The 21,389-nt window shown below is 60.3% G+C and carries 18 protein-coding genes; 9 read left to right on the top strand and 9 right to left on the bottom strand.

The features are described 5' to 3' along the window. Positions 1 to 3: 3 nt before the first annotated feature. The 3 genes from ACR0K4_RS04470 to ACR0K4_RS04480 form a co-directional block, all read right to left on the bottom strand. Complete coding sequence (locus ACR0K4_RS04470; RefSeq protein WP_480516983.1) at positions 4 to 984, bottom strand: ABC transporter permease; 981 nt, start codon at positions 982 to 984, stop codon at positions 4 to 6. Then, on the bottom strand, positions 977 to 1,984 hold the full coding sequence (locus ACR0K4_RS04475; RefSeq protein ID WP_170736410.1) for an ABC transporter permease: 1,008 nt from the start codon (positions 1,982 to 1,984) through the stop codon (positions 977 to 979). Before ACR0K4_RS04475 ends, ACR0K4_RS04470 begins: the two co-directional genes overlap by 8 nt. A gap of 91 nt (positions 1,985 to 2,075) precedes the next feature. Beyond that, positions 2,076 to 3,782 carry a peptide ABC transporter substrate-binding protein gene (locus tag ACR0K4_RS04480; protein ID WP_480853002.1) on the bottom strand — a complete coding sequence of 569 codons (1,707 nt, stop codon included), beginning with the start codon at positions 3,780 to 3,782 and terminating at the stop codon, positions 2,076 to 2,078. A gap of 284 nt (positions 3,783 to 4,066) precedes the next feature. Here ACR0K4_RS04480 and ACR0K4_RS04485 point away from each other — a divergent pair, with 284 nt between their 5' ends. From ACR0K4_RS04485 to ACR0K4_RS04505, 5 genes are read left to right on the top strand one after another with little or no spacing between them, the layout of a single operon-like run. Beyond that, complete coding sequence (locus ACR0K4_RS04485) at positions 4,067 to 5,887, top strand: ABC transporter ATP-binding protein (RefSeq protein ID WP_480853003.1); 1,821 nt, start codon at positions 4,067 to 4,069, stop codon at positions 5,885 to 5,887. Between the two features lie 5 nt (positions 5,888 to 5,892). Then, the gene (gene argE / locus ACR0K4_RS04490; RefSeq protein WP_480853004.1) at positions 5,893 to 7,059 is read left to right on the top strand and encodes an acetylornithine deacetylase; all 1,167 of its coding nucleotides are present in this window, start codon (positions 5,893 to 5,895) and stop codon (positions 7,057 to 7,059) included. A 19-nt stretch (positions 7,060 to 7,078) separates the two neighbouring features. Continuing rightward, entirely contained in the window at positions 7,079 to 8,245 is a 1,167-nt protein-coding gene (locus tag ACR0K4_RS04495) for a M20 aminoacylase family protein (protein WP_480853006.1), read from the top strand. A gap of 15 nt (positions 8,246 to 8,260) precedes the next feature. Next, positions 8,261 to 9,424: a M20 aminoacylase family protein gene (locus tag ACR0K4_RS04500; protein ID WP_480853007.1), complete on the top strand. Its 1,164-nt coding sequence runs from the start codon at positions 8,261 to 8,263 to the stop codon at positions 9,422 to 9,424. A 17-nt stretch (positions 9,425 to 9,441) separates the two neighbouring features. Then, positions 9,442 to 10,605 carry a M20 aminoacylase family protein gene (locus ACR0K4_RS04505; RefSeq protein ID WP_480853008.1) on the top strand — a complete coding sequence of 388 codons (1,164 nt, stop codon included), beginning with the start codon at positions 9,442 to 9,444 and terminating at the stop codon, positions 10,603 to 10,605. Between the two features lie 42 nt (positions 10,606 to 10,647). Here the strand turns inward: ACR0K4_RS04505 and ACR0K4_RS04510 are convergent, their stop codons facing one another. Together ACR0K4_RS04510 and moaA are read right to left on the bottom strand one after the other, a co-directional pair. Beyond that, positions 10,648 to 11,970 carry a 3-deoxy-D-manno-octulosonic acid transferase gene (locus ACR0K4_RS04510; protein ID WP_480853009.1) on the bottom strand — a complete coding sequence of 441 codons (1,323 nt, stop codon included), beginning with the start codon at positions 11,968 to 11,970 and terminating at the stop codon, positions 10,648 to 10,650. Between the two features lies 1 nt (position 11,971). Next, entirely contained in the window at positions 11,972 to 12,979 is a 1,008-nt protein-coding gene (gene moaA, locus ACR0K4_RS04515; RefSeq protein WP_480853110.1) for a GTP 3',8-cyclase MoaA, read from the bottom strand. Between the two features lie 90 nt (positions 12,980 to 13,069). On the opposite strand from moaA, the gene ACR0K4_RS04520 reads away from it, so the two are divergent. Then, entirely contained in the window at positions 13,070 to 13,486 is a 417-nt protein-coding gene (locus tag ACR0K4_RS04520; RefSeq protein ID WP_480853010.1) for a hypothetical protein, read from the top strand. Here the strand turns inward: ACR0K4_RS04520 and ACR0K4_RS04525 are convergent. The 3 genes from ACR0K4_RS04525 to glmU are packed head-to-tail and all read right to left on the bottom strand — an operon-like array spanning position 13,483 to position 17,346. Next, positions 13,483 to 14,157 (bottom strand): DNA alkylation repair protein, encoded by a 675-nt coding sequence (locus ACR0K4_RS04525; protein WP_480853011.1) that lies wholly within the window; start codon positions 14,155 to 14,157, stop codon positions 13,483 to 13,485. The two genes, ACR0K4_RS04520 and ACR0K4_RS04525, sit on opposite strands and share 4 nt — an antisense overlap. Positions 14,158 to 14,163: 6 nt before the next feature. Then, the gene (gene glmS / locus ACR0K4_RS04530) at positions 14,164 to 15,987 is read right to left on the bottom strand and encodes a glutamine--fructose-6-phosphate transaminase (isomerizing) (protein ID WP_480516962.1); all 1,824 of its coding nucleotides are present in this window, start codon (positions 15,985 to 15,987) and stop codon (positions 14,164 to 14,166) included. Between the two features lie 3 nt (positions 15,988 to 15,990). Further along, a complete protein-coding gene (gene glmU / locus ACR0K4_RS04535; protein WP_480853012.1) occupies positions 15,991 to 17,346 on the bottom strand; it encodes a bifunctional UDP-N-acetylglucosamine diphosphorylase/glucosamine-1-phosphate N-acetyltransferase GlmU in 1,356 nt (451 codons plus the stop codon). 134 nt (positions 17,347 to 17,480) lie between these two features. Here glmU and ACR0K4_RS04540 point away from each other — a divergent pair, with 134 nt between their 5' ends. From ACR0K4_RS04540 to ACR0K4_RS04550, 3 genes are all read left to right on the top strand, one after another. Then, positions 17,481 to 18,152 (top strand): HAD-IA family hydrolase, encoded by a 672-nt coding sequence (locus ACR0K4_RS04540; protein ID WP_480853013.1) that lies wholly within the window; start codon positions 17,481 to 17,483, stop codon positions 18,150 to 18,152. A gap of 39 nt (positions 18,153 to 18,191) precedes the next feature. Further along, positions 18,192 to 19,382: a DegT/DnrJ/EryC1/StrS family aminotransferase gene (locus tag ACR0K4_RS04545; protein ID WP_480853014.1), complete on the top strand. Its 1,191-nt coding sequence runs from the start codon at positions 18,192 to 18,194 to the stop codon at positions 19,380 to 19,382. A 155-nt stretch (positions 19,383 to 19,537) separates the two neighbouring features. Next, complete coding sequence (locus ACR0K4_RS04550) at positions 19,538 to 20,701, top strand: isovaleryl-CoA dehydrogenase (protein ID WP_480853015.1); 1,164 nt, start codon at positions 19,538 to 19,540, stop codon at positions 20,699 to 20,701. Positions 20,702 to 20,753: 52 nt separating this feature from the next. Here ACR0K4_RS04550 and ACR0K4_RS04555 read toward each other — a convergent pair whose 3' ends face one another. Further along, on the bottom strand, positions 20,754 to 21,359 hold the full coding sequence (locus ACR0K4_RS04555; RefSeq protein WP_480516952.1) for an OmpW/AlkL family protein: 606 nt from the start codon (positions 21,357 to 21,359) through the stop codon (positions 20,754 to 20,756). Between the last annotated feature and the right edge of the window lie 30 nt (positions 21,360 to 21,389).

Genomic DNA, 21,389 nt, shown 5'->3' on the forward strand with positions numbered 1-21,389 from the left:
CGTTTATCGCCCGCGGATACGCGGATCCAGCGCGTCGCGCAGGCCGTCGCCCAGATAGTTCACGCTGAGAACCGTCAGCGAGATCGCCAGACCGGGCCAGAACACACGCTCGGGGTATTGCTGCAGGTAGTCGACACCATCGAACAGCAACCTTCCCCAAGTGGGGAAATCGGGCGGGAAACCCAGCCCGAGGAACGATAGCGCGCTTTCGGTAATGATCGCCGTGGCAATGCCCAGCGTTGCCGAGACCATGATCGGAGACAGCACATTCGGCAGGATATGCCGCGTGATGATCTGGCTGTTGCTGGTGCCAATCGAGCGCGCGGCAAGAACGAATTCACGTTCCTTGATGGCCAGAACGTCCCCCCGCACGATCCGCGCGGTGGGCATCCACGAGGTGATGCCGATGGCGCAGACGATCAGGATGAAGATCCCGCGCTCCAGCCCGAAGGCGGCTGACAGAGGTTCGCGGAACAGCAGCATCATGACCAGCAACAGTGGCAGCAGGGGCAGGGCGAGGAACAGGTCGGTCAGGCGCATCAGCGGGCCGTCCAGCCGTTTGAAGAACCCGGCCAGAACGCCGATGAACGAGCCCAGAAACAGCGCCAGCAGCATCGCGGTGATGCCAACCGACACCGAGGTCTGACCGCCGGACATCATCCGTGCCAAAATATCCCGGCCCAGTTGGTCGGTGCCGAAGGGATGGGCAAGGCTGGGGCCCTGATTACGCGACCGGATGTCGATCTGGGTGGGGTCGATGGTCCAGATGAACGGCCCCAGATACACGGCGGCGACGATGAAGACGAACAGGACCGCTCCGATCATCGCGCCCTTATGGGTCTTGAACTGATCCCACACATCGCGCCACTGGCTGCGGGGCGGGGTGGTTAGTTCCTCCATCACGCCCGTGGTCGGCAACGCGGTCGAGGCGGGGGCCAATCCTTCGTCGGGGATCAGCGTGTCTGATTTATCGGTATCAGTCATAGCGAATCCTCGGGTCCAGAATGCCGTACAGGACGTCGGCGATCAGGTTGAACAGCACGATCAGCACGGCAAAGATGAAGGTAAGCGTCTGCACCATCGGCAGGTCGTTGGCCTGAATGGCGCCGATCAGCAACTGGCCGATGCCGTTCACCTTGAACACCTGCTCGGTGATAATCGCGCCGCCAAAGATGGCCGGAATACCCAGCGCGATCACGGTGACCACGGGGATCATCGAGTTGCGCAGAACGTGGACCATGACAACCGTATATTCACTCAGCCCCTTGGCGCGGGCGGTGCGGACGTAATCCTGATTGAGGTTGTCCAGCATCGAGGCGCGCATGAACCGGCTGAGCTGCGCGGTGATCTGCAGTGCCAGAACCATCACCGGCATGATCATCTGCTTGAGCTGCAGCATAAAGCTGTCCCAACTGTTGACCACAAGGGTGGTGTCATAGATCGACGGGAACCAGCCCAGCTGGACCGAGAAGATCACAATCACCAGCACGCCCGAGAAGAAGGGCGGGACCGAGAAGCCGACCATCGACACGAAGGTGCCCATCTGGTCGAACCACGAATACTGGCGGTAGGCGGAATAGATGCCGATGGGCAGGGCGATCAGGATGGCGACGACATAGGCGGTGCCAACAACCCACAGGGTCTGGGGGATACGCTGAACGACGATGTCCATGACGGGCGAGCGGGTCTGCCACGAAATCACACGCAGGTCACCTTCAGAGAAAGTGGTGCCGAACATGGCGTCGACCAGAACCTGTGGTTCGATCCAGAAGAACTGCACGATCCATTTCCAGAACCGGATATGCATCGGCTGGCCGAGGCCAAGTGCCTCGCGCATCTTCTCTTTGACTTCGGGGGGGACGGTGAGTGGGACCTGCGCCATCGGGTCGCCGGGGGCAAGCTCGAGCAGCAGGAAGATGACGAGGCTGATGAACAGCAGCGTTGGTACGGCCAGCACCAGTCGTCGGATGGTAAAATTCAGCATTAAGAGGCGCCTTTATATGCGTCTTCTTGTTGGGGTGTGCAAAGGACTGCGCCCCGATATGGACCGGGGCGCAGATTTGCAAGGCTAAGGTTTAGGAACCGGTTTTGCGGTACCAGTCCGCAATGTTCCACAGCTCGCTGTCCCAAACGTTCAGGACAACGCCACCCAGTGTGTTTGCATGTGCCGACAGACGACCACGGTGCACCAGCGGGATCATGCCGCCTTCCTGCACGATGATGTCGTTCAGCTTCTTAGCGATCTCGGCGCGGGCTTCCAGACCGGCGGTTTCGGCCAGCTGACCATGCAGCTTGTCGAACTCTTCGTTGCAGAAGCGACTGATGTTTTCGCCCTGCCACTGCGATTCCGGTTTCGGAGCCTTGTCGCACAGACCGTTGCCCAGATAGGATTGCGGGTCGGTACCGTTGAAGGTGTTGGCATACATTTCAACGTCGGCATAGAACTTCTGGAACGTGTCGGGCGAACCCGGATCACCACCAAAGAAGACGGACGCGTTGATGTTGCGCAGCTCGGATTCGATACCGATCTGGCTCCACCATTCCTTGATCAGCGCCTGAAAGTCCTGACGGACAGCGTTGGTCGAGGTCTGATAGACGATTTTCAGTGGAACACCATCTTTTTCGCGCACGCCATCGCCATTGGTATCGACGATGCCTGCGTCATCCAGCAGCTTTTTCGCGCCTTCGATATCCTGCGTGTCGCAGCTCATCGAGGTCGAGTTGAAGGCCGCCGGGGCCGGAACCCAGTTACAGGTCACCTTGCCAGCCTGACCATAGCCGATTTCCACCAGCAGCGGACGGTCGATGGCCATGGACATTGCTTTGTAAACCGCAGGGTCCTGCAGGAACGGGTGCGGATGCTTGGCAGTTGACCGCTCACCTTCCGGCAGATCGGGCGACGGGTTGGTCTGGTTCAGCATGATGCGCTCGACCAGCGGGCCAAAGCCCGCAACAGGCGTGCCTTTGCCGCCGGCTTCCATCTGCGCGATCACTTCGGGCGCAAGCTGCAGGTTCCAGGCATAGTCGAATTCGCCGGTTTCCATGACCGCTCGACCAGCCGCCGTCGCGTCACCGCCGCCTTTGAAGGTCACAGTCGCAAAGGCCGGTTTTGCCGGGTCACGATAGTTGTCGTTGGCGGCAAAGGTGATCACGTCGTTCGGCTTGAACTCAGTAACCGCAAACGGCCCCGTACCGATCGGGTTGAAGTTTTCGGTGGTGCACTCGGGCGCCTTGGCACCGAGACATTCGGCGAACTGAGCGGCCTGAATGATCGGGCTTTCGCCGCCCACAAACGGTCCGTAAGGGAACGGGGTCGGTGCGTCGAAGGTGACTTTGACGGTCAGGTCATCCACAGCTTCGACCGAGGTGACGCCCTCGAATTTAGTTACCTGCGCGCAGCCGCCTTCGGGGTGCATGCAGTAATCAGCGGTAAATTTCACATCCGCCGACGTGAACGGGGTGCCGTCGGACCATTTGATGCCCGGCGCGATTTTCCACGTGATCGAGGTCAGGTCTTCGCTGACGCCGCCATTTTCAACCGTCGGAATCTCGGACGCGAGGAACGGAACCATGTTGCCGTCCTGATCATAGCGGGCGAGTGGTTCAATCACCAGCGAGGCGGCTTCCACATCCTTGGTACCGCCCGACAAAAACGGGTTCAGGATCGACGGGGCCTGCCAGTAAATGATGCTGACATTGCCGTCCGATCCGCGCTCGGCAAAGGCCATCGGGGCCATCGCCGTGCTTGCAATCGCACCAAGCAAAAGGGTTTTGATTTTCATTATACACTCCCGGATTGGACACGCATGTGTCTCGATTATCTCCGCAATGCCTGCGGATTTGGCGTTGCCGCGAATGGGGTAAGGATTTGAATTGAAACGGCAATGTTTTTTGCCTGCCGCAAATTTCACCTTCTCCCCAAGACGGTTACGAGGCGTATCGAAACAGAACTTCAAAAAAAAGCAAGCCTTGCCGTCACGAATTTCCGATGGGGTTTGACTTTTCCCGGCCAGCGGCCTTAGCGTTTGGCATTCAGAACAAAAATGACGCAGACGGGAGTGCGCGCGTGCTGGACCAGCCTATTGCCCAGATCAAAAAACTGCGGGTCGAGTTTCAGACCAAGGACGGTCCGGTTGTCGGCGTCGAGGATGTCTCGTTCGAGGTCAACCCCGGCGAAACCGTATGTATTGTTGGCGAATCCGGGTCCGGCAAGTCGGTATCCTCGCTGTCTCTGATGCGCCTTGTGGAATTCGGCGGCGGCGAGATTGCGGGCGGTCAGTTGCTGTTTGACCGGCGCGACGGCGATGAGATGAACCTCGCCGATGCCGATCAGGATCTGATGAAACAGATTCGCGGCAACGAGATCGGGATGATCTTTCAGGAGCCGATGACAGCCCTGAACCCGGTCTTCACCGTTGGTCGCCAGCTGACCGAAGGGCTGCGCATTCACAAGAACATGTCGAAGACACAGGCCGAGGACCGCGCGCTGGAGCTGTTGCGTCAGGTGCGTATCCCTGAACCCGAACGGCGGTTGAAGCAATACCCGCACGAGCTGTCCGGCGGGATGCGTCAGCGCGTCGTGATCGCGATGGCCATGGCTTGCGAGCCGCGCCTGCTGATCGCGGACGAGCCCACGACTGCGCTGGATGTGACCATTCAGGCCGAGATTCTGGCCCTGATGGACCGGCTCAAGCGCGAAACCGGCACGGCGGTGATGTTCATCACCCATGACATGGCCGTGGTGGCACAGATGGCCGACCGCGTGGTTGTGATGTTCCGGGGCAACAAGGTCGAAGAGGGCTCGGTCACCGAAATTTTCGAGAACCCGCAGCATGATTACACCAAAGCGCTGTTGGCGGCGGTGCCTAAGCTGGGTGAGATGCAGGGCAAGGCCGCGCCCGAGCCGATGAAGCTGCTGGGCGTCGAAGGTCAAAACATTGCGCCGATTCCCGGTACGGATGATGTGCTGCTGACGGTCAAGAACCTGACCACGCGCTTTCCGGTCAAAGGCGGATTGCTGCGGCGGACCATTTCGAACGTGCACGCGGTCGAGGATGTGTCGTTCACCATCAACCGCGGTCAGACCCTCAGCCTTGTGGGCGAGTCGGGCTGCGGCAAGTCTTCGGCCGGGCGTTCGATCCTGCGTCTGGTTGAACCGATGAAGGGTGAGGTCGATCTGGACGGCGTCGATATCATGAAGCTGGATCCGGCGGGCCTGCGCAAGGCGCGGCTGGACATGCAGATGATCTTTCAGGACCCGTTCGCCTCGCTGAACCCACAGATGCAACTGGTCGATCAGGTGGCGGAACCGATGCGCAACTATGGCGTCGCCTCGGGGTCGGAATTGCAGGACCGGGTGGCACAGTTGTTCGACAAGGTGCAACTGCCGCGCAGCTTCATGCGCCGCTTCCCGCATGAGATGTCGGGCGGTCAGCGTCAGCGAATCGCCATCGCCCGTGCGCTTGCCCTGAACCCCAAGCTGATTGTGGCGGATGAGGCGGTCTCGGCGCTGGACGTGTCGGTGCAGGCGCAGGTGCTGAACCTGATGATGGAGCTGCAATCGGAACTGAACCTCAGCTATCTGTTCATCAGCCACGATATGGCTGTGGTCGAACGAGTCAGCCACCATGTAGGCGTGATGTATCTGGGCCGGATTGTCGAGCTGGGACCGCGCGCGCGAGTGTTCGAGAATCCTCAGCACCCCTACACGCAGGCACTGATGAAGGCGGTGCCGATTGCCGATCCGAACAAACGAAAATCGGAAAAAGACTTGAACTTCAAGCCGATCCCGTCGCCAATTCATCCAATTGGTTACGCCCCCGAACCCTCGCAATATAACGAGGTTGAACCGGGTCACTTCGTTCTGACGACCGACAGCGGATACTGATCCAAATGCCCCAACGCCTGAGCCCGCTTGAGATCATGACCAAGCTGATCTCTTTCCCGACGGTCAGCCGCGAAACCAATCTGCCATTGGTTGATTGGGTCGAAGAGTATCTGCGCAGCCACGGGATCGAGCCGCATCGCTGGCCGGACCCGGATCAGCCGCACAAGGCAGCCGTTTTCGCGCATGTCGGCCCGTGGGAAGAGGGCGCGATTGTCCTGTCCGGCCACACGGATGTGGTGCCGGTCGATGGTCAGCCCTGGGACACCGATCCGTTCATCGTCACCGAAAAAGACGGCAAGTATTTCGGGCGCGGCACCTGCGATATGAAAGGCTTTGACGCTTTGGCCATCTGGGCACTGGTCGAGGCGCAGCACGCCGATATCAAACGCCCCCTGCAACTGGCCCTGAGCTTTGATGAAGAAGTCGGCTGCACCGGTGCCCCGCCCATGATCGAAGCGATGCGGGACGTTCTGCCCAAAGGCTCGGCGGTGATCGTGGGTGAGCCGTCGGTGATGCAGGCCGTGACCGGCCACAAGGGCGGGTTCGGTTTCGACACGCATATGGTTGGGTTCGAGGTCCACAGCTCGATCATGCACACCGGCGTCAACGCGATCATGGAAGCCGCGCCGCTGATCGACTGGGCCAACCAACGCAACGCTCAGAATATGGCGGCGCAGCCTTCGGACATCGCTGCGGTGTTCGATCCGCCCTGGACAACCTGTCATGTGGGCATGATCGAAGGCGGCACCGCGCATAACATCACCGCCAAGGACTGCCACTTCATGATGGATTTCCGCACGGTCCCGGATGAGGACAAGGCGGTCTGGCAAAAGGCCTATTTTGACAAGGTGCGCGAGGTCGAGGCGCGGATGCAGGCGGTCCACCCGGACGCGCGGATTGAGCTGTCCGAACATTTCTCGATCCCCGGTCTTGTGCCTGAACAGGATGGCGAGGCCGAGATGCTGGTGCGCTCGCTGACCGGTGACAATGCCAGTCATGTGGTCAGCTATGGCACCGAGGCGGGGCAATTTCAGGAGGCTGGCTATTCCGCCGTGATCTGCGGCCCCGGTGATATTGCACAGGCGCATCAGCCGAATGAATTCATTACGGTTTCTCAATTCAACGCAGGCCAGAAATTCATGGAACGTCTGGTAGAACGGCTCTGCGAATAACACCTCAGAGGGGGATAAGATGCCCGTCAAAAACCGGCTCGCCGAAATGCATGGCGAGATCACCAAGTGGCGTCGCCATCTGCACATGCATCCCGAGCTGATGTACGATGTAGAAAAAACCGCGGGGTTTGTTGTCGACCGCCTGAAAGAGTTCGGCGTCGATGAGATCACGCCTGGGATCGGTAAGACAGGCGTTGTGGCGGTGATCAAGGGGCGACAGGACACGCAGGGCCGGGTGATCGGGCTGCGGGCGGATATGGATGCGCTGCCGATCGAAGAAGCGACGGGGCTGGACTATGCCTCAACCGTTTCGGGCAAGATGCATGCCTGCGGGCATGACGGGCATACCTCAATGCTGCTGGGTGCGGCGCAATATCTGGCCGAGACACGAAACTTTGACGGCTCCGTCGTGCTGATCTTCCAGCCCGCCGAAGAAGGCGGGGCGGGTGGTCTGGCCATGTGCCGCGATGGTTTGATGGATCGTTGGGGCATCCAGGAAGTCTATGGCATGCACAATATGCCGGGTTATCCGGTGGGTGAGTTCGCGATCCGGCCCGGCGCATTCCTGGCCTCGTCCGATGAGTTTGAAATCGTTGTCACCGGCAAGGGCGGTCATGCTGCGGCCCCGCATGATGCAATCGACACGACTCTGGTCGCGTCCCATATTGTCGTGGCTTTGCAATCGGTTGTATCGCGCACCGTTGACCCGATCAAACGCGTGGTTCTGACGGTGGGGACGTTTGAGACGGACAGTGTTGCGTCGAACGTGATCGCGCATACAGCCCGTCTGCAGGGCACAGTGCGGACGCTGGACCCCGAATACCGCGCAATCGCGGAAGAGCGTGTACGTCGGATCGCGGAAGATACCGCCTCGGCATTTGGTGCCTCGGCCACGATGACGTGGAAACCGGGCTATCCGGTGACCGTGAACTCGGACGACGAAACGATCTATGCCGCCGAGGCCGCGCAAGCCGTGGCGGGCAAGGTCAATAACAGCCCCGACCCGATCATGCCGTCCGAAGATTTCGCCTACATGCTTGAAGAACGGCCCGGAGCCTACATCTTTATCGGAAACGGGGACACAGCCATGTGCCATCACCCGGAATACAACTTCGACGACGACGCCATTCCTGCCGGATGCAGCTGGTTTGCTGAGCTGGTGGAACGACGATTGCCCGTCGCCTGATTTGGGAAGGACCAGATGCCAATCAAGAACCGGCTTGCCGAAATGCACGAAGAGATCACCGGTTGGCGGCGGGATATCCATCAACACCCTGAAATCCTCTATGACACCCACCGCACCAGCGCCTTGGTCGCCGATAAGCTGAAAGCGTTCGGCTGCGATGAGGTGGTAACCGGAATTGGCCGCACGGGCGTTGTGGGGGTGATCAGGGGCAAGACCGATACGCAGGGTCGCGTGATCGGGTTGCGCGCTGACATGGACGCACTGCCGATGCAGGAGCAGACAGGTCTGGACTATGCCTCGAAGACCCAGGGCGCGATGCATGCGTGCGGCCATGACGGGCACACGGCGATGGTGCTGGGGGCGGCGAAATACCTGTCGGAGACGCGGAACTTTGACGGTACGGCTATCGTGATCTTCCAACCGGCAGAAGAGGGCGGAAACGGGGCCGAGGCGATGTGCAAGGACGGGCTGATGGACCGCTTTGGCATTCAGGAAGTCTATGCCATGCACAATGTGCCGGGTGTCCCCACCGGGCAATTTGCCATTCGTTCGGGTCCGTTGTTGGCGGCTGCGGATGAGTTCGACATTCATCTGGAAGGCAAGGGCGGTCATGCGGCCAAGCCGCAGGAAACCATTGATACCACAGTGATGCTGTCGCAACTGATTGTCGCGCTTCAGACCATCGTGTCGCGCAATACGGATCCGATCCTGCAGGCGGTTCTGTCTGTGACCTCGGTCGAGACGTCGTCCAAGGCGTTCAACGTGATCCCACAATCGGCGCGGGTGCGCGGAACTGTCCGCACCCATTCCGCAGAGGTGCGCGACCAGATCGAGACGCGGCTGAGCGAAGTCGTGCAGGGTATTGCCGAGGCATTCGGTGGCACCGCCAAAGTGACCTATACGCGCGGTGTGCCGGTGACGATCAACGCCGAGGAACAGACCGGCTATGCCGCCGAGGCCGCCATTTCTGTTGGCGGCAGCTGTGATGAGGCGCCCATGGTGATGGGGGGCGAGGATTTCTCGTTCATGCTGGAAGAGCGCCCCGGTGCCTTTATCGTTCTGGGCAATGGCGACAGTGCCGGGCTGCACCACCCCGAATACAATTTCAATGATGAGATCATCCCGATGGGATGCTCTTGGTTTGCCGAAATGGTCGAGCGCCGGATGCCGGCGGCTTGAGATAGGAGAGAGAAGAGATGCCAGTCAAAAACCGCTTTGCCGAGTTGCAGGACGAAATCACCGCATGGCGGCGGGATATTCATGAAAATCCTGAAATTCTGTTTGAAACCCATCGCACCAGCGCCTTGGTCGCGGACAAGTTGAAAGAGTTCGGCTGTGACGAGGTCGTCACCGGGATCGGGCGCACCGGGGTTGTTGGTGTGATCAAGGGCAAGGCTGATACCGGCGGTAAAGTCATCGGTCTGCGTGCCGACATGGATGCTCTGCCGATCCATGAGGCGACGGGGCTGGACTATGCGTCGAAAACCGACGGGGCGATGCATGCCTGTGGGCATGACGGGCATACGGCGATGCTGCTGGGGGCGGCGAAATACCTGTCGGAGACTCGGAACTTTGATGGCACCGTGGTGGTGATCTTCCAGCCCGCCGAAGAAGGTGGCGGCGGCGGTCGTGAGATGTGCGAAGACGGTATGATGGATCGCTGGAACATTCAGGAAGTCTACGGCATGCACAACTGGCCGGGGCGTCCGGTGGGCAGTTTTGCGATCCGTCCGGGCTCGTTCTTTGCGGCGACCGACCAGTTCGACATCACTTTCGAAGGTCGCGGTGGCCATGCCGCAAAGCCGCAGGAGACGGTGGACACAACCGTGATGACGGCGCAGGCCGTGTTGGCGCTGCAAACGATCGCCTCGCGCAATGCCGACCCGATTGATCAGGTGGTGGTGTCGGTGACGTCGTTCGAGACATCTTCGAAGGCGTTCAACGTGATCCCGCAGACGGTGCAGATCAAGGGCACCGTGCGCACCATGACCAAAGAGATGCGCGATCTGGCCGAAACCCGGATCAAAGAGATTTGCGCCGGCGTGGCGGCGACCTTTGGTGGAACTGCGGACGTGACGTATATCCGGGGCTATCCGGTGATGGTGAACAGCGACGCGCAGACCGAATTTGCCGCAGACGTGGCGCGGTCGGTATCGGGGGCTTGCGATGACGCACCGCTGGTCATGGGGGGCGAGGATTTCGCCTTTATGCTGGAGGAACGTCCGGGGGCTTATATTCTGGTGGGCAACGGCGATACGGCCGCCGTGCACCATCCGGAGTACAATTTTAACGATGACGCGATTCCGGCCGGGTGCAGCTGGTGGGCCGAGATCGTTGAGCAGCGGATGCCGGCAGCCTGACGGAAAGGGTGGGGGCTCTGCCCCCACACCCCCGGGATATTTTTAGCCAGATGAAGAGGGATCCGGTGCACGCAAGTCGAGCGTGGTGCACAGGGTTTCGATGACCATGTCCAGCGCGGTGGCCTGGCTGTTGACGCAGGACTGGGCGGCGGCGCGGGCTTTGGTCAGTGCGTTGATGTCCGAGAGCCAGCGGTCGACGGCCTTGGTCAGATCGGGCGCGGTTTGGACCTCGATGGCACCGCCAGTTTCTATCAGCGGGGCGAAGGTTTCCGCGAAGTTGAAGGTGCCCGGGCCGGTCAGGACCGCGGCCCCGGCTTGCGCGGGTTCGAAGGGGTTGTGGCCTCCGATCTCTTTGAGAGAACCGCCGAGGAAGACGATTGGGCAAAGGGTGTACCAGGTACCCAACTCGCCCAGCGTGTCGGCCATGTAGATCTGAGTATGGCCGGTGATGGGCTGGTCGACGCTGCGCTGGGCATGTGTAAGGCCCTGGGCGTGGATCAGATCACCGATTTCGGTGCGGCGCTCGGGGTGGCGCGGGATCAGCAGAAGCAACAGATCGGGCCAGCGGTCGAGCAGGGCTTTATGCGCGGTGAGAATGGTTTCTTCCTCACCCTGATGGGTAGAGCTGGCGATCCAGACCGGGCGATCGCCGATCTGCTGCTTGATCTGAGACAGTGTTTTTGTGTCCACAGGTAGTGGGTCGGACAGGGCTTTGAGGTTGGTGCCCGGTTGTACCTTCTCAGGAGCGGCACCCATAGCGATCAGGTTGCTGGCGGTTTTCTTGTTCTGGGTCAGGAACAGGGAGAAATGGTTCAGGAGGAACCGGGAAGTCTTGCGACGCTTCGTCCAACCCGCGACAGATTTTTCGGATAGGCGCGCGTTGAGCAGGGCCAGCGGTGTTCCGCGTTTTGAGGTCTCGACGATGAGACGGGGCCAGATTTCGCTTTCGACGAAGATGGCCGCATCCGGCTGCCAGTGATCCAGAAACCGACGCACCGGTCCGCCGCTGTCGAGCGGCGGGTACTGGTGGCGCGTGCGCGGGGGCATGCGTTTGGCGATCAACTCGGCGGACGTTGGGGTGCCCGAGGTGATCAGGAACTCGGCATCGGGCAGGCGTTCGCCCAATCGCTTGATCAGGCTGAGGACGGACAGGCTTTCGCCGACGCTGGCGGCGTGGAACCAGATCAGGCGTGTGGTGGGGCGGGGCGTGCTGGCATGGCCCAGTCGTTCTTGTTGACGATGTGAGGGCACCTCGGCCGCCTGTAATTTGGCGCGTACTTTTCGCCAGACCAACGGGATCACAAGGTTTGTCAGGCCGCAGTACAGCTTGTACAGCAGCGTCGGTTGTCCGCCGGGCCGGGACAACTCAGCCGCCGGTATGGCTCATGTGGCGGCTCATCTGACCGTCGACCGCCTGCCGGGAATAGTCGAAATCATGGCCCTTGGGCTTGAGGTTTATGGCCGCGCGGATCGCCTGTTCCAGCGGTTCTTCGGTCTCGGGGTGGTCGCGCAGGGCACCGCGCAGGTCGGCCATGTCTTCCTGGCCGAGGCACATATACAGCTCTCCGGTGCAGGTCAGGCGCACGCGGTTGCAGCTTTCGCAGAAATTATGGGACAGCGGGGTGATGAAGCCGATCTTTTGTCCGGTTTCTTCCAGTCGGACATAGCGGGCCGGGCCGCCAGTGCGTTCTGCCAGATCGGTCACTGTATAGTGGTTTTCGTATGCCTTGCGCACGTCTCTCAGGGACCAGTACTGATCCAGGCGGTCCTCGTTGCCGATATCGCCCATGGGCATGACCTCGATCCAGGTCAGGTCCATGTCGCGTTCGGCGCACCATTCGGTGATCTGTGGCAGCTCGGGTTCGTTGAAGCCCTTCAGCGCCACGGCATTGATCTTGATCCGCAGCCCTGCTTTTTGCGCCGCGTCGATGCCGTTCAGCACTTGTTTCAGGCGGCCCCAGCGCGTGACCTTGGAAAACTTGTCTTCGTCCAGCGTGTCCAGCGAGACGTTCACCCGGCGCACGCCCGCCGCATAAAGATCATCTGCGAAACGGTGCAGTTGCGAGCCATTGGTGGTCAGTGTCAGCTCTTTCAACGCGCCGCTGTCCAGATGCCGCGTCATGTTGTGGAAGAAGGACATGATGTTTCGGCGCACCAAAGGTTCTCCGCCAGTGATGCGCAGCTTTTCGACACCCATGTTCACGAAGGTAGTGCACATACGGTCCAGCTCTTCCAGCGTCAGCAAGTCCTTCTTGGGCAGGAACTTCATGTCCTCGGACATGCAATAGACGCAGCGGAAATCACAGCGGTCCGTGACGGAGACGCGGAGATAGGTGATGGCGCGGGCAAACGGGTCGATCAGTGGAGCAGTCATGCGACATAGGTAAAGCGCAGGTCGGGCAGCGGCAAGGGGGAACCGCAGATAGCGCTGGTACAGATGGGCGCAGGCAGATAGCTTCACCTTATGAAAACCACGTGGCTTCTTCTTTGTTTCGCTCTGGTTGGCTGCGATGCCATACGTTCGACCACGGATCGGGTGTTCGGCGGAATTGACGCGCCGCCGCAGCAAACCCCAGAGGTCACCGAGACCGCGCCGATTGCGCCCGAGCCTGCGGTCGCTGTCGCCAGCTGGAGTGGCGCGAAACGCACCATTGCCAGTTTGGGTGATCCCACCACGCCGGGGCGTTGGCTACGGACCCCACTGGTCGAGGTCGAAACCACCGGCCGGGTCGTGGTTCCGCGCACGGGCGCGCAGGCGTTCATCACGCTGGTGCCGATCGCTGGCCCAGAAGGCGGAGGCAGTCAGTTGTCGCTTGAGGCGATGCGGGCATTGTTGGTGCCGTTGGACGAACTGGTCGAACTTGACGTTTACTCGAACTAGGCGCGTAGGTATTTACCGGCTTCTTTGCGGGCAAAGGGTTTCATGGCGGCGCCGTGCTGATCCAAAAAGCCACGCACGCGTTCAGGATCGTGTTTCGACAATTCGCGCAGCCACCACGCTATGGCTTTCTGGATGAACCATTGACGATCTGGAACATATCCAGCGGCCCATCCCAGGATCCGGTCTCGGCAGGCCAGATCTTCGGGCTTGGGATGGTTCTGCTTTGTCCATGGCAAGGTGGCAACCAGAGCCGCGCGACGGGTCCACATATGATCTGAACCTGTCCAGCTTTCGACCTGATCCAGTCGAGAGGGATCCGCGGTCAGCCGTTTTTGCAGGGCCATGCAGGCGTGATCGGCGATGGCCCATGCGTCGAAATCCGGGACCCAGCCTAGGAGCAGCTCCCAGACCACGTCATCCGGTCGGATACGCGCCTGTGTCAGCAATTTGGCGGCAGCGACGCGTGCTTCGTGGATGTTTGTCCGCCACAAGGCATCCGCCAGGGCCACGCGGTCGTCCGCATCAAGTTGTTGGCGCCAGGTCTTTGTCAGATCATTCAGCACCGGATTTGGTACACCCAGATAGGGGCGGTCGATCTTGTGATAGGCCGCTACCTGTGCCGCCCGTTCGGGATCGGCATGCGCCTTGATCTGATCCAGATAGGCCTGCATCGCCGATTACTCGACGGTCACGGATTTCGCCAGATTGCGCGGCTGATCCACATCGGTCCCTTTGGCGACCGCCGTGTGATAGGCCAGCAACTGCGCCGGAACAGAATAGAGGATCGGCGCAAGGCTGGTGTGGATATGCGGCATTCGGATCGTGGTCCAGACACCGTCCTCGGCGTCGGCGATGCCATCATCGTCCGAGATAAGAATGACCTTACCCTTTCGCGCCATGACCTCTTGCATGTTCGAAACTGTCTTGTCGAAAACCGTATCCCGCGGGGCCATGACGACAACCGGCATATGCTTGTCGATCAGCGCAATGGGGCCGTGTTTGAGTTCACCTGATGCATAACCTTCAGCATGGATGTAGCTGATTTCCTTCAGTTTCAGCGCGCCCTCCATAGCAAGCGGATACATCAGGCCACGTCCCAGGAACAGAACATCGCGCGCCTCGGACAGGCGTTGTGCGGCCTTTTTGATCGCCCGGTTCTGATCCAGCGCCGTGTTCAGTACGGTCGGCAAACCGCGCAGCGCTGCGGCGTGATCGGCGATTTCCTCGGCGCTCAACGTGCCACGATCTGCGGCGGCTTTCAGCGCCAGCATCAACAGAACGCTAAGCTGGCAGGTAAAGGCCTTGGTCGAGGCCACGCCAATCTCAACACCCGCATGGATTGGCAGGGCAATGTCACTTTCACGCGCGATCGAGCTTTCGGGGACGTTGACGACCGAAACGATCTTGTCCGCCTTCCCTTCGCAATAGCGCAGCGCGGCCAGGGTGTCGGCGGTTTCGCCCGACTGGCTGACAAACAAAGCAAGCGTTCGGTCGGTGATCGGGGGTTCGCGATAGCGGAATTCGCTGGCGATATCGACTTCGACGGGCATCTTGGCCAACTGCTCGAACCAGTATTTCGCCGTCAGGCAAGCATAGAAGGCCGTGCCGCAAGCCACCATTGTCAGACGGTCCAGTTTCGAGAAATCCAGTTCGGCCCCCGGAAGAACCACCTGATCGCCACCGGTGGGCAGATAGGACCGGATCGCCTCGGCCACCACGACGGGTTGTTCAGCGATTTCCTTGGCCATGTAATGCTTGTGCCCGCCCTTGTCTGCGCGGGCCTGATCCAGCTTGATCTGGCGCGTTTCCCGGTTGGCCAGCTCTCCGGCTTCGTTGCGGATCTCCAGCGAGGTCCGGGTCAGCACTGCACGGTCGCCTTCCTCAAGATAGGTAATCCGATCCGTCAGCGGAGCCAGAGCGATGGCGTCCGAGCCGACGAACATCTCGCCATCGCCGTGGCCAATTGCCAGCGGAGAGCCCTTGCGCGCGGCCACGATCAGATCGTCCTGACCGTCAAACAGAAACGCCAGCGCAAAGGCACCATCCAGTCGATCGATGGTTTTGAATGCAGCCTCAACCGGGGACAGGCCGGTACTCAGGAAACGCTCGGCCATCAGAGCCACGGTTTCAGTGTCGGTTTCGGTTTGAAAACCAATCCCGTGTTCCGCCAGTTCCGCGCGCAGTTCGCGGTAATTCTCGACGATGCCGTTATGCACCACGGCCACGGGGCCTGCCTTGTGCGGATGCGCATTGGTGACCGAGGGCGCTCCGTGCGTGGCCCAGCGGGTGTGCCCGATACCGGATTTGCCAGGCAGCGGATCATGCACCAGCAAATCGCTGAGATTGACCAACTTGCCCACAGCCCGGCGACGTCCCAACGTGCCGTCATTGACCGTTGCAATCCCGGCACTGTCATAGCCGCGATATTCCAGCCGTTTCAGTGCCTCGACCAGAATGGGCGCGGCTTCATGTTCACCCAGAACACCTACAATTCCACACATGCCTTAGGCTCCTTTTTCGCGGCGAGCCTTTTTCGCCTTCAAAACTTTGAACAATTTACGCGCGTAGCCAAGTTTGTTTTCCTGTTTGGCCCGCGCCAGCGCCAGCGCGTCGGGTTCGACATCGCGGGTCACCACGGTTCCGGTCGCTGTCATCGCTCCGTCGCCCAAGGTCACGGGGGCCACCAGCATGGTGTTTGAACCGACAAAGACATTCTCACCAATAGTAGTGCGATGCTTCATCACGCCGTCATAGTTGCAGGTGATCGTGCCCGCGCCAATGTTGGACGCCGCCCCCACAGACGCGTCCCCGATATAGCTCAGGTGATTGACCTTGGCACCTTCGGCGATTTCGGCATTCTTGACCTCGACGAAATTGCCGATTTTGGCGTTTTCGGCCAGTTCCGCGCCTGGGCGCAGACGGGCATAGGGTCCCACGACGGATCCCCGGCTGACATGACAGCCTTCCAGATGCGAAAACGCGCGGATCGTCGCGCCGCTTTCTACAGTGACGCCGGGGCCGAACACCACATTGGGTTCAATCACCGTGTCGCGGCCAATGACCGTGTCGGCAGACAGGTAGACCGTGTCGGGGGCCATCAGGGTCACACCCAACGCAAGCAACTCGGCCCGGGCGCGCGTCTGAAACTCGGCATCCGCAGCGGCCAGATCGGCGCGGGAATCCACGCCCAGCGTTTCGGCCTCGGCGCACTTGATCGCGGTGGCCGACAGGCCCCGTGCGTTGGCGAGACCAACGATTTCAGTAAGATAGTACTCGCCAGATGCGTTTTCATTGCTGACCTGATCGATCAGATCGAACAGCAGTTTGGCGTCGCAGGCCAGCAATCCGCTGTTGGTAAAGCGAATGGTGCGTTGTTCTTCGGTTGCATCTTTGTATTCGACGATTTCCACCAGCCGGTCGCCGTCCATGATCAGCCGCCCATAGCGCGGCTGAACCTCGGCGATGTCAAATCCCAGCATGACGAGATCATGGGACTGCCGTGCATCGATCATGCGCTGCAACGTGGCGGGTTGAATAAACGGCGTGTCGCCGAACAGGACAATCACATCGCCTTCAAACCCGTCCAGTGCGTCGCGCGCCTGATTGACTGCGTGGGCCGTTCCCAACTGCTCTTCCTGCGTCACGACTATGGCGGCTTCGTCCTCGGCCTTGACTGCTTTGGCGACCATCTCGGCACCGTGGCCCGTGACGATTACAGTCCGTTCGGGGGACAGGGTTGATCCGGCGCGCATGGCATGCACCAGCAATGGCGTCTGGGCGATGGGATGCAGGACTTTGGGAATATCCGAATTCATCCTGGTGCCTTTTCCGGCGGCGAGGATGACAAGGGCAATGGTCATGAAATCGTTTTCTCTTTGTGTTTTGTTGCGGTCCGTTTTATCCGCTGGGGGCAAAGGCGCAAGCGGTTCAGCCATCAAACTAGATTGCCGTTTGCAACATCTCATGGCGGGAAGCCGCCGAGGCAGGAGGGGTTATGCGCACGGTCATCTTCGATCTGGACGGAACTTTGGCGGACACATCGGGCGATCTGCTGGAGGCGGCAAACCACTGTTTCCGCCATATGGGGCATGGCGATGTGCTGGTCCACGGTCAGGATGCGGCGGTCGCCTTGCGCGGCGGGCGGATGATGCTGAGCCATGGGTTGAATCGCGTCGGACGTTATGACGAGGACACGATCCTGTCCTACTATCCGATGTTGCTTGAGGCTTATGCGCAGGCCATCGACACGCATACACACTTCTACCCCGGCGCGCTTGAAGCGGTCGAAGCATTGAAATCGGCAGGCTATGGCGTCGGGATTTGCACGAACAAGCCCGAGGCTCTGGCAGATCAGTTGCTGACGCAGATGGGGGTCCGGGATCGTTTCGCCTCATTGGTCGGAGCCGATACATTGCCGGTGCGCAAACCTGACCCCGAACCCTTGCGCGAAGCGGCGCGCCGGGCGGGTGGGCATCCCGATATGTGTGTGCTGATCGGTGATTCCGACACCGACCGCAATACTGCCCGCGCTGCAGGTGTGCCCTCGGTTCTGGTCACCTTCGGGCCGTCGGGCGATGACATGGCCGCGCTGGAGCCCGAGGCGCTGCTGCATCGGTTCGATGATCTGCCCGATGTCGTGGCCGGTCTGATTGGTGTGGCGGCTTAGTCCCTTGACCGAAGGCGTTTGCGGCCTCAGAACGGATTCATGAACGAGACATTTACTGGCAGTTTCACCCAGCAGGAGCCCATCCCGGACGAGGCCATCGAGGCGGCTTTGGCCGTCCTGCGCCATGGGCGGTTGCATCGCTACAATGTGGTCCCCGGCGAGTTGGGGGAAACCGCGCTGCTGGAACAGGAATTTGCCGCCCAGATGGGGGCGAAATACTGTCTTGCGGTGTCGTCCGGAGGGTATGCACTGGCAACCGCATTGCGCGCGGTGGGCGTGCAGCCAGGCGATCCGGTTCTGACCAATGCGTTCACGTTGGCACCGGTGCCCGGATCGATCGCATCAGTTGGTGCCAAGCCGGTTTTTGTCGGTGTGACCGAAGGTCTGACGATTGATCTGGATGATCTAGAGGCCAAGCTGGATCAGGCTCAGGTGCTGATGCTGAGCCACATGCGGGGACATCTGTGTGACATGGACCGGCTGATCCGAATGTGTGATGCCGCCGGGGTAACGGTGATCGAGGATTGTGCCCATACGATGGGGGCCGCATGGCGCGGGCAATTGTCGGGACGGCAGGGGGCCATCGGGTGTTACTCGTGCCAGACCTACAAGCATGTCAATTCCGGTGAGGGCGGTTTGCTGATCACTGATGACGAGGAATTGGCGGCCAGGGCCACGATGCTGTCGGGCTCCTATATGCTTTATGAACGACATCTGGCCGCGCCGGGGCCGGAGGTGTTTGAGCGAATCAAATACACCACGCCAAATGTGTCGGGCCGGATGGACAATCTGCGCGCCGCGATCCTGCGGCCTCAGCTGCGCGATCTCGACCGGCAGGTGCAGCGGTGGAATGAGCGTTATGCCGCGATTGAATCCGATCTGCGTGGTACGCCCGGCCTGACAATCGTCGAACGGCCCGAAGGCGAGACTTTTGTAGGGTCGTCGATCCAGTTCCTGTTGCTGGACTGGTCGCCCCAGCGGATTGCCGAGGTGATCCGCCGTTGCGCCGCGCGCGGGGTCGAACTGAAATGGTTCGGCGGGGCCGAACCCACGGGATTCACCTCGCGCTATGACAGTTGGCGCTATGCCGAAAGCATGCCTTTGCCCACAAGCGACCGGATACTGGCTGGGATCATGGACATGCGGGTGCCTTTGACCTTTTCGCTGGATGATTGCCGCCTGATCGCGCGGATCATCCGGTCCGAGGTCGGCGCGGTCTATCAATCGTAATCCGAAGGAGTGCGCTTTCAGCGCACGCTCGATATCCGGACCCTGCCACCCCTGACGGGTCGGCAGGGTGTTTCCATATTGCCGTCGTTGACCGCTGAGAGTTTTGCTGATATTTATTGAACAACTGTTCATTAAAGCGAAGAGGGAGATCGCGGATGTTCACGGCGACCATGCAATTTGATCTGGGTGAAGACGTGAATGCCCTGCGCGAGATGGTGCACCGCTGGGCGCAAGAGCGGGTCAAGCCGATGGCTGCCGATGTCGATGCCTCGAACGCGTTTCCGAACGAGCTGTGGAGGGAAATGGGTGATTTGGGGTTACTGGGGATTACCGTGCCGGAAGAGTTTGGCGGCGCGGCGATGACCTATCTGGCCCACACGGTCGCGGTCGAGGAAGTAGCCCGCGCTTCGGCCTCGGTTTCATTGTCTTATGGCGCGCATTCGAACCTTTGTGTCAATCAGATCAAGTTGAACGGGACGGCCGAACAGAAAGCGAAATACCTGCCCCGACTGGTCTCGGGCGAGCATGTGGGCGCGCTGGCGATGTCCGAAGCATCTGCCGGGTCTGACGTTGTGTCGATGAAGCTGCGGGCGGAAAAGCGGAACGATCATTACCGGCTGAACGGCAGCAAATACTGGATCACCAACGGGCCGGACGCGGACACGCTGGTGGTTTACGCCAAGACAGACCCCGAGGCCGGGTCACGCGGCATCACCGCCTTTCTGATCGAGAAAGAGATGACGGGGTTTTCGACCTCGCCTCATTTCGACAAGCTGGGGATGCGCGGCTCGAACACGGCCGAGCTGATTTTCGAAGACGTCGAGGTTCCGTTCGAGAACGTTCTGGGGGAAGAGGGCAAAGGCGTTGCTGTTCTGATGTCCGGTCTGGATTATGAACGCGTGGTTCTGGCCGGGATCGGAACCGGAATCATGGCGGCCTGTCTGGATGAAATCATGCCCTATCTGGCCGAGCGCAAACAGTTCGGTAAACCGATTGGAGCGTTCCAGCTGATGCAGGGCAAGATTGCGGATATGTATACGGCGATGAATTCGGCGCGGGCCTATGTCTATGAGGTCGCCAAAGCCTGTGACCGGGGCGATGTGACCCGTCAGGATGCAGCGGCGTGCTGCCTCTATGCCTCCGAGGCTGCGATGACGCAGGCGCATCAGGCCGTGCAGGCCATGGGCGGGGCCGGGTTCCTGTCGGATTCAGCGGTCAGCCGAATTTTCCGGGATGCCAAGTTGATGGAGATCGGGGCCGGTACCAGCGAGATTCGCAGAATGTTGATCGGGCGCGAACTGATGAACGAGATGCTCTGACACAACGCCCCGCGGTTGAGGAACCCGCGGGGCATGCGCTGTCTGAAAAGGATCAGAACCGATGGACGTAGGATACGCCGATCAGCCAGGGATCGATTTCGGCTTCGCCGATATCGACGCCATCCAGTTCGACGTCCGAGTCGATGTCGAACCAGCGCACGTTCAGGCGCACGGACCCGTTATCGGTGACCATATAGTCAAGCCCGGCCTGAACCGCGACACCAACCGAGTTGTCGAGTTCCAGATCGCCCAGCGGCGAATCTTCGTCGAAGAAGATGGTGTAGTTGATCCCGGCGCCGACATAGGGCTTCCACTTGCTGGTGGTCGGGAAGTGATAGTTCAGCGACAGGGTCGGGGGCAGGTGATCGACGCTGCCTGCGTCGATATTGCCACCGAGTGTGATGTCATGGGTGTAAGGGGTCGATGCCAGAAGCTCGATCCCGAGGTTGTCCTGAACAAAGTACTCGACGGTGAAGATCGGGCGTGTGTCGGAGTCGATTTCGGCGTCCAGCCCGGCCAGCGTTCCGTTGTCGGATTTCGGGTCGAGATAGCCAACACCGACGCCCACGGTCCAATCCCCCTGGGACTGGGCGAAGGCAGGCGCGGCAAGCGCGATAAGCGCGGTCGAAAGAGTCAAAGCGGCGAGTTTTTTGGTCATTTCACGGCCTATGTTTTAGCTAACGACCCG

It is taken from the genome of Ruegeria sp. K11, from assembly GCF_056531905.1.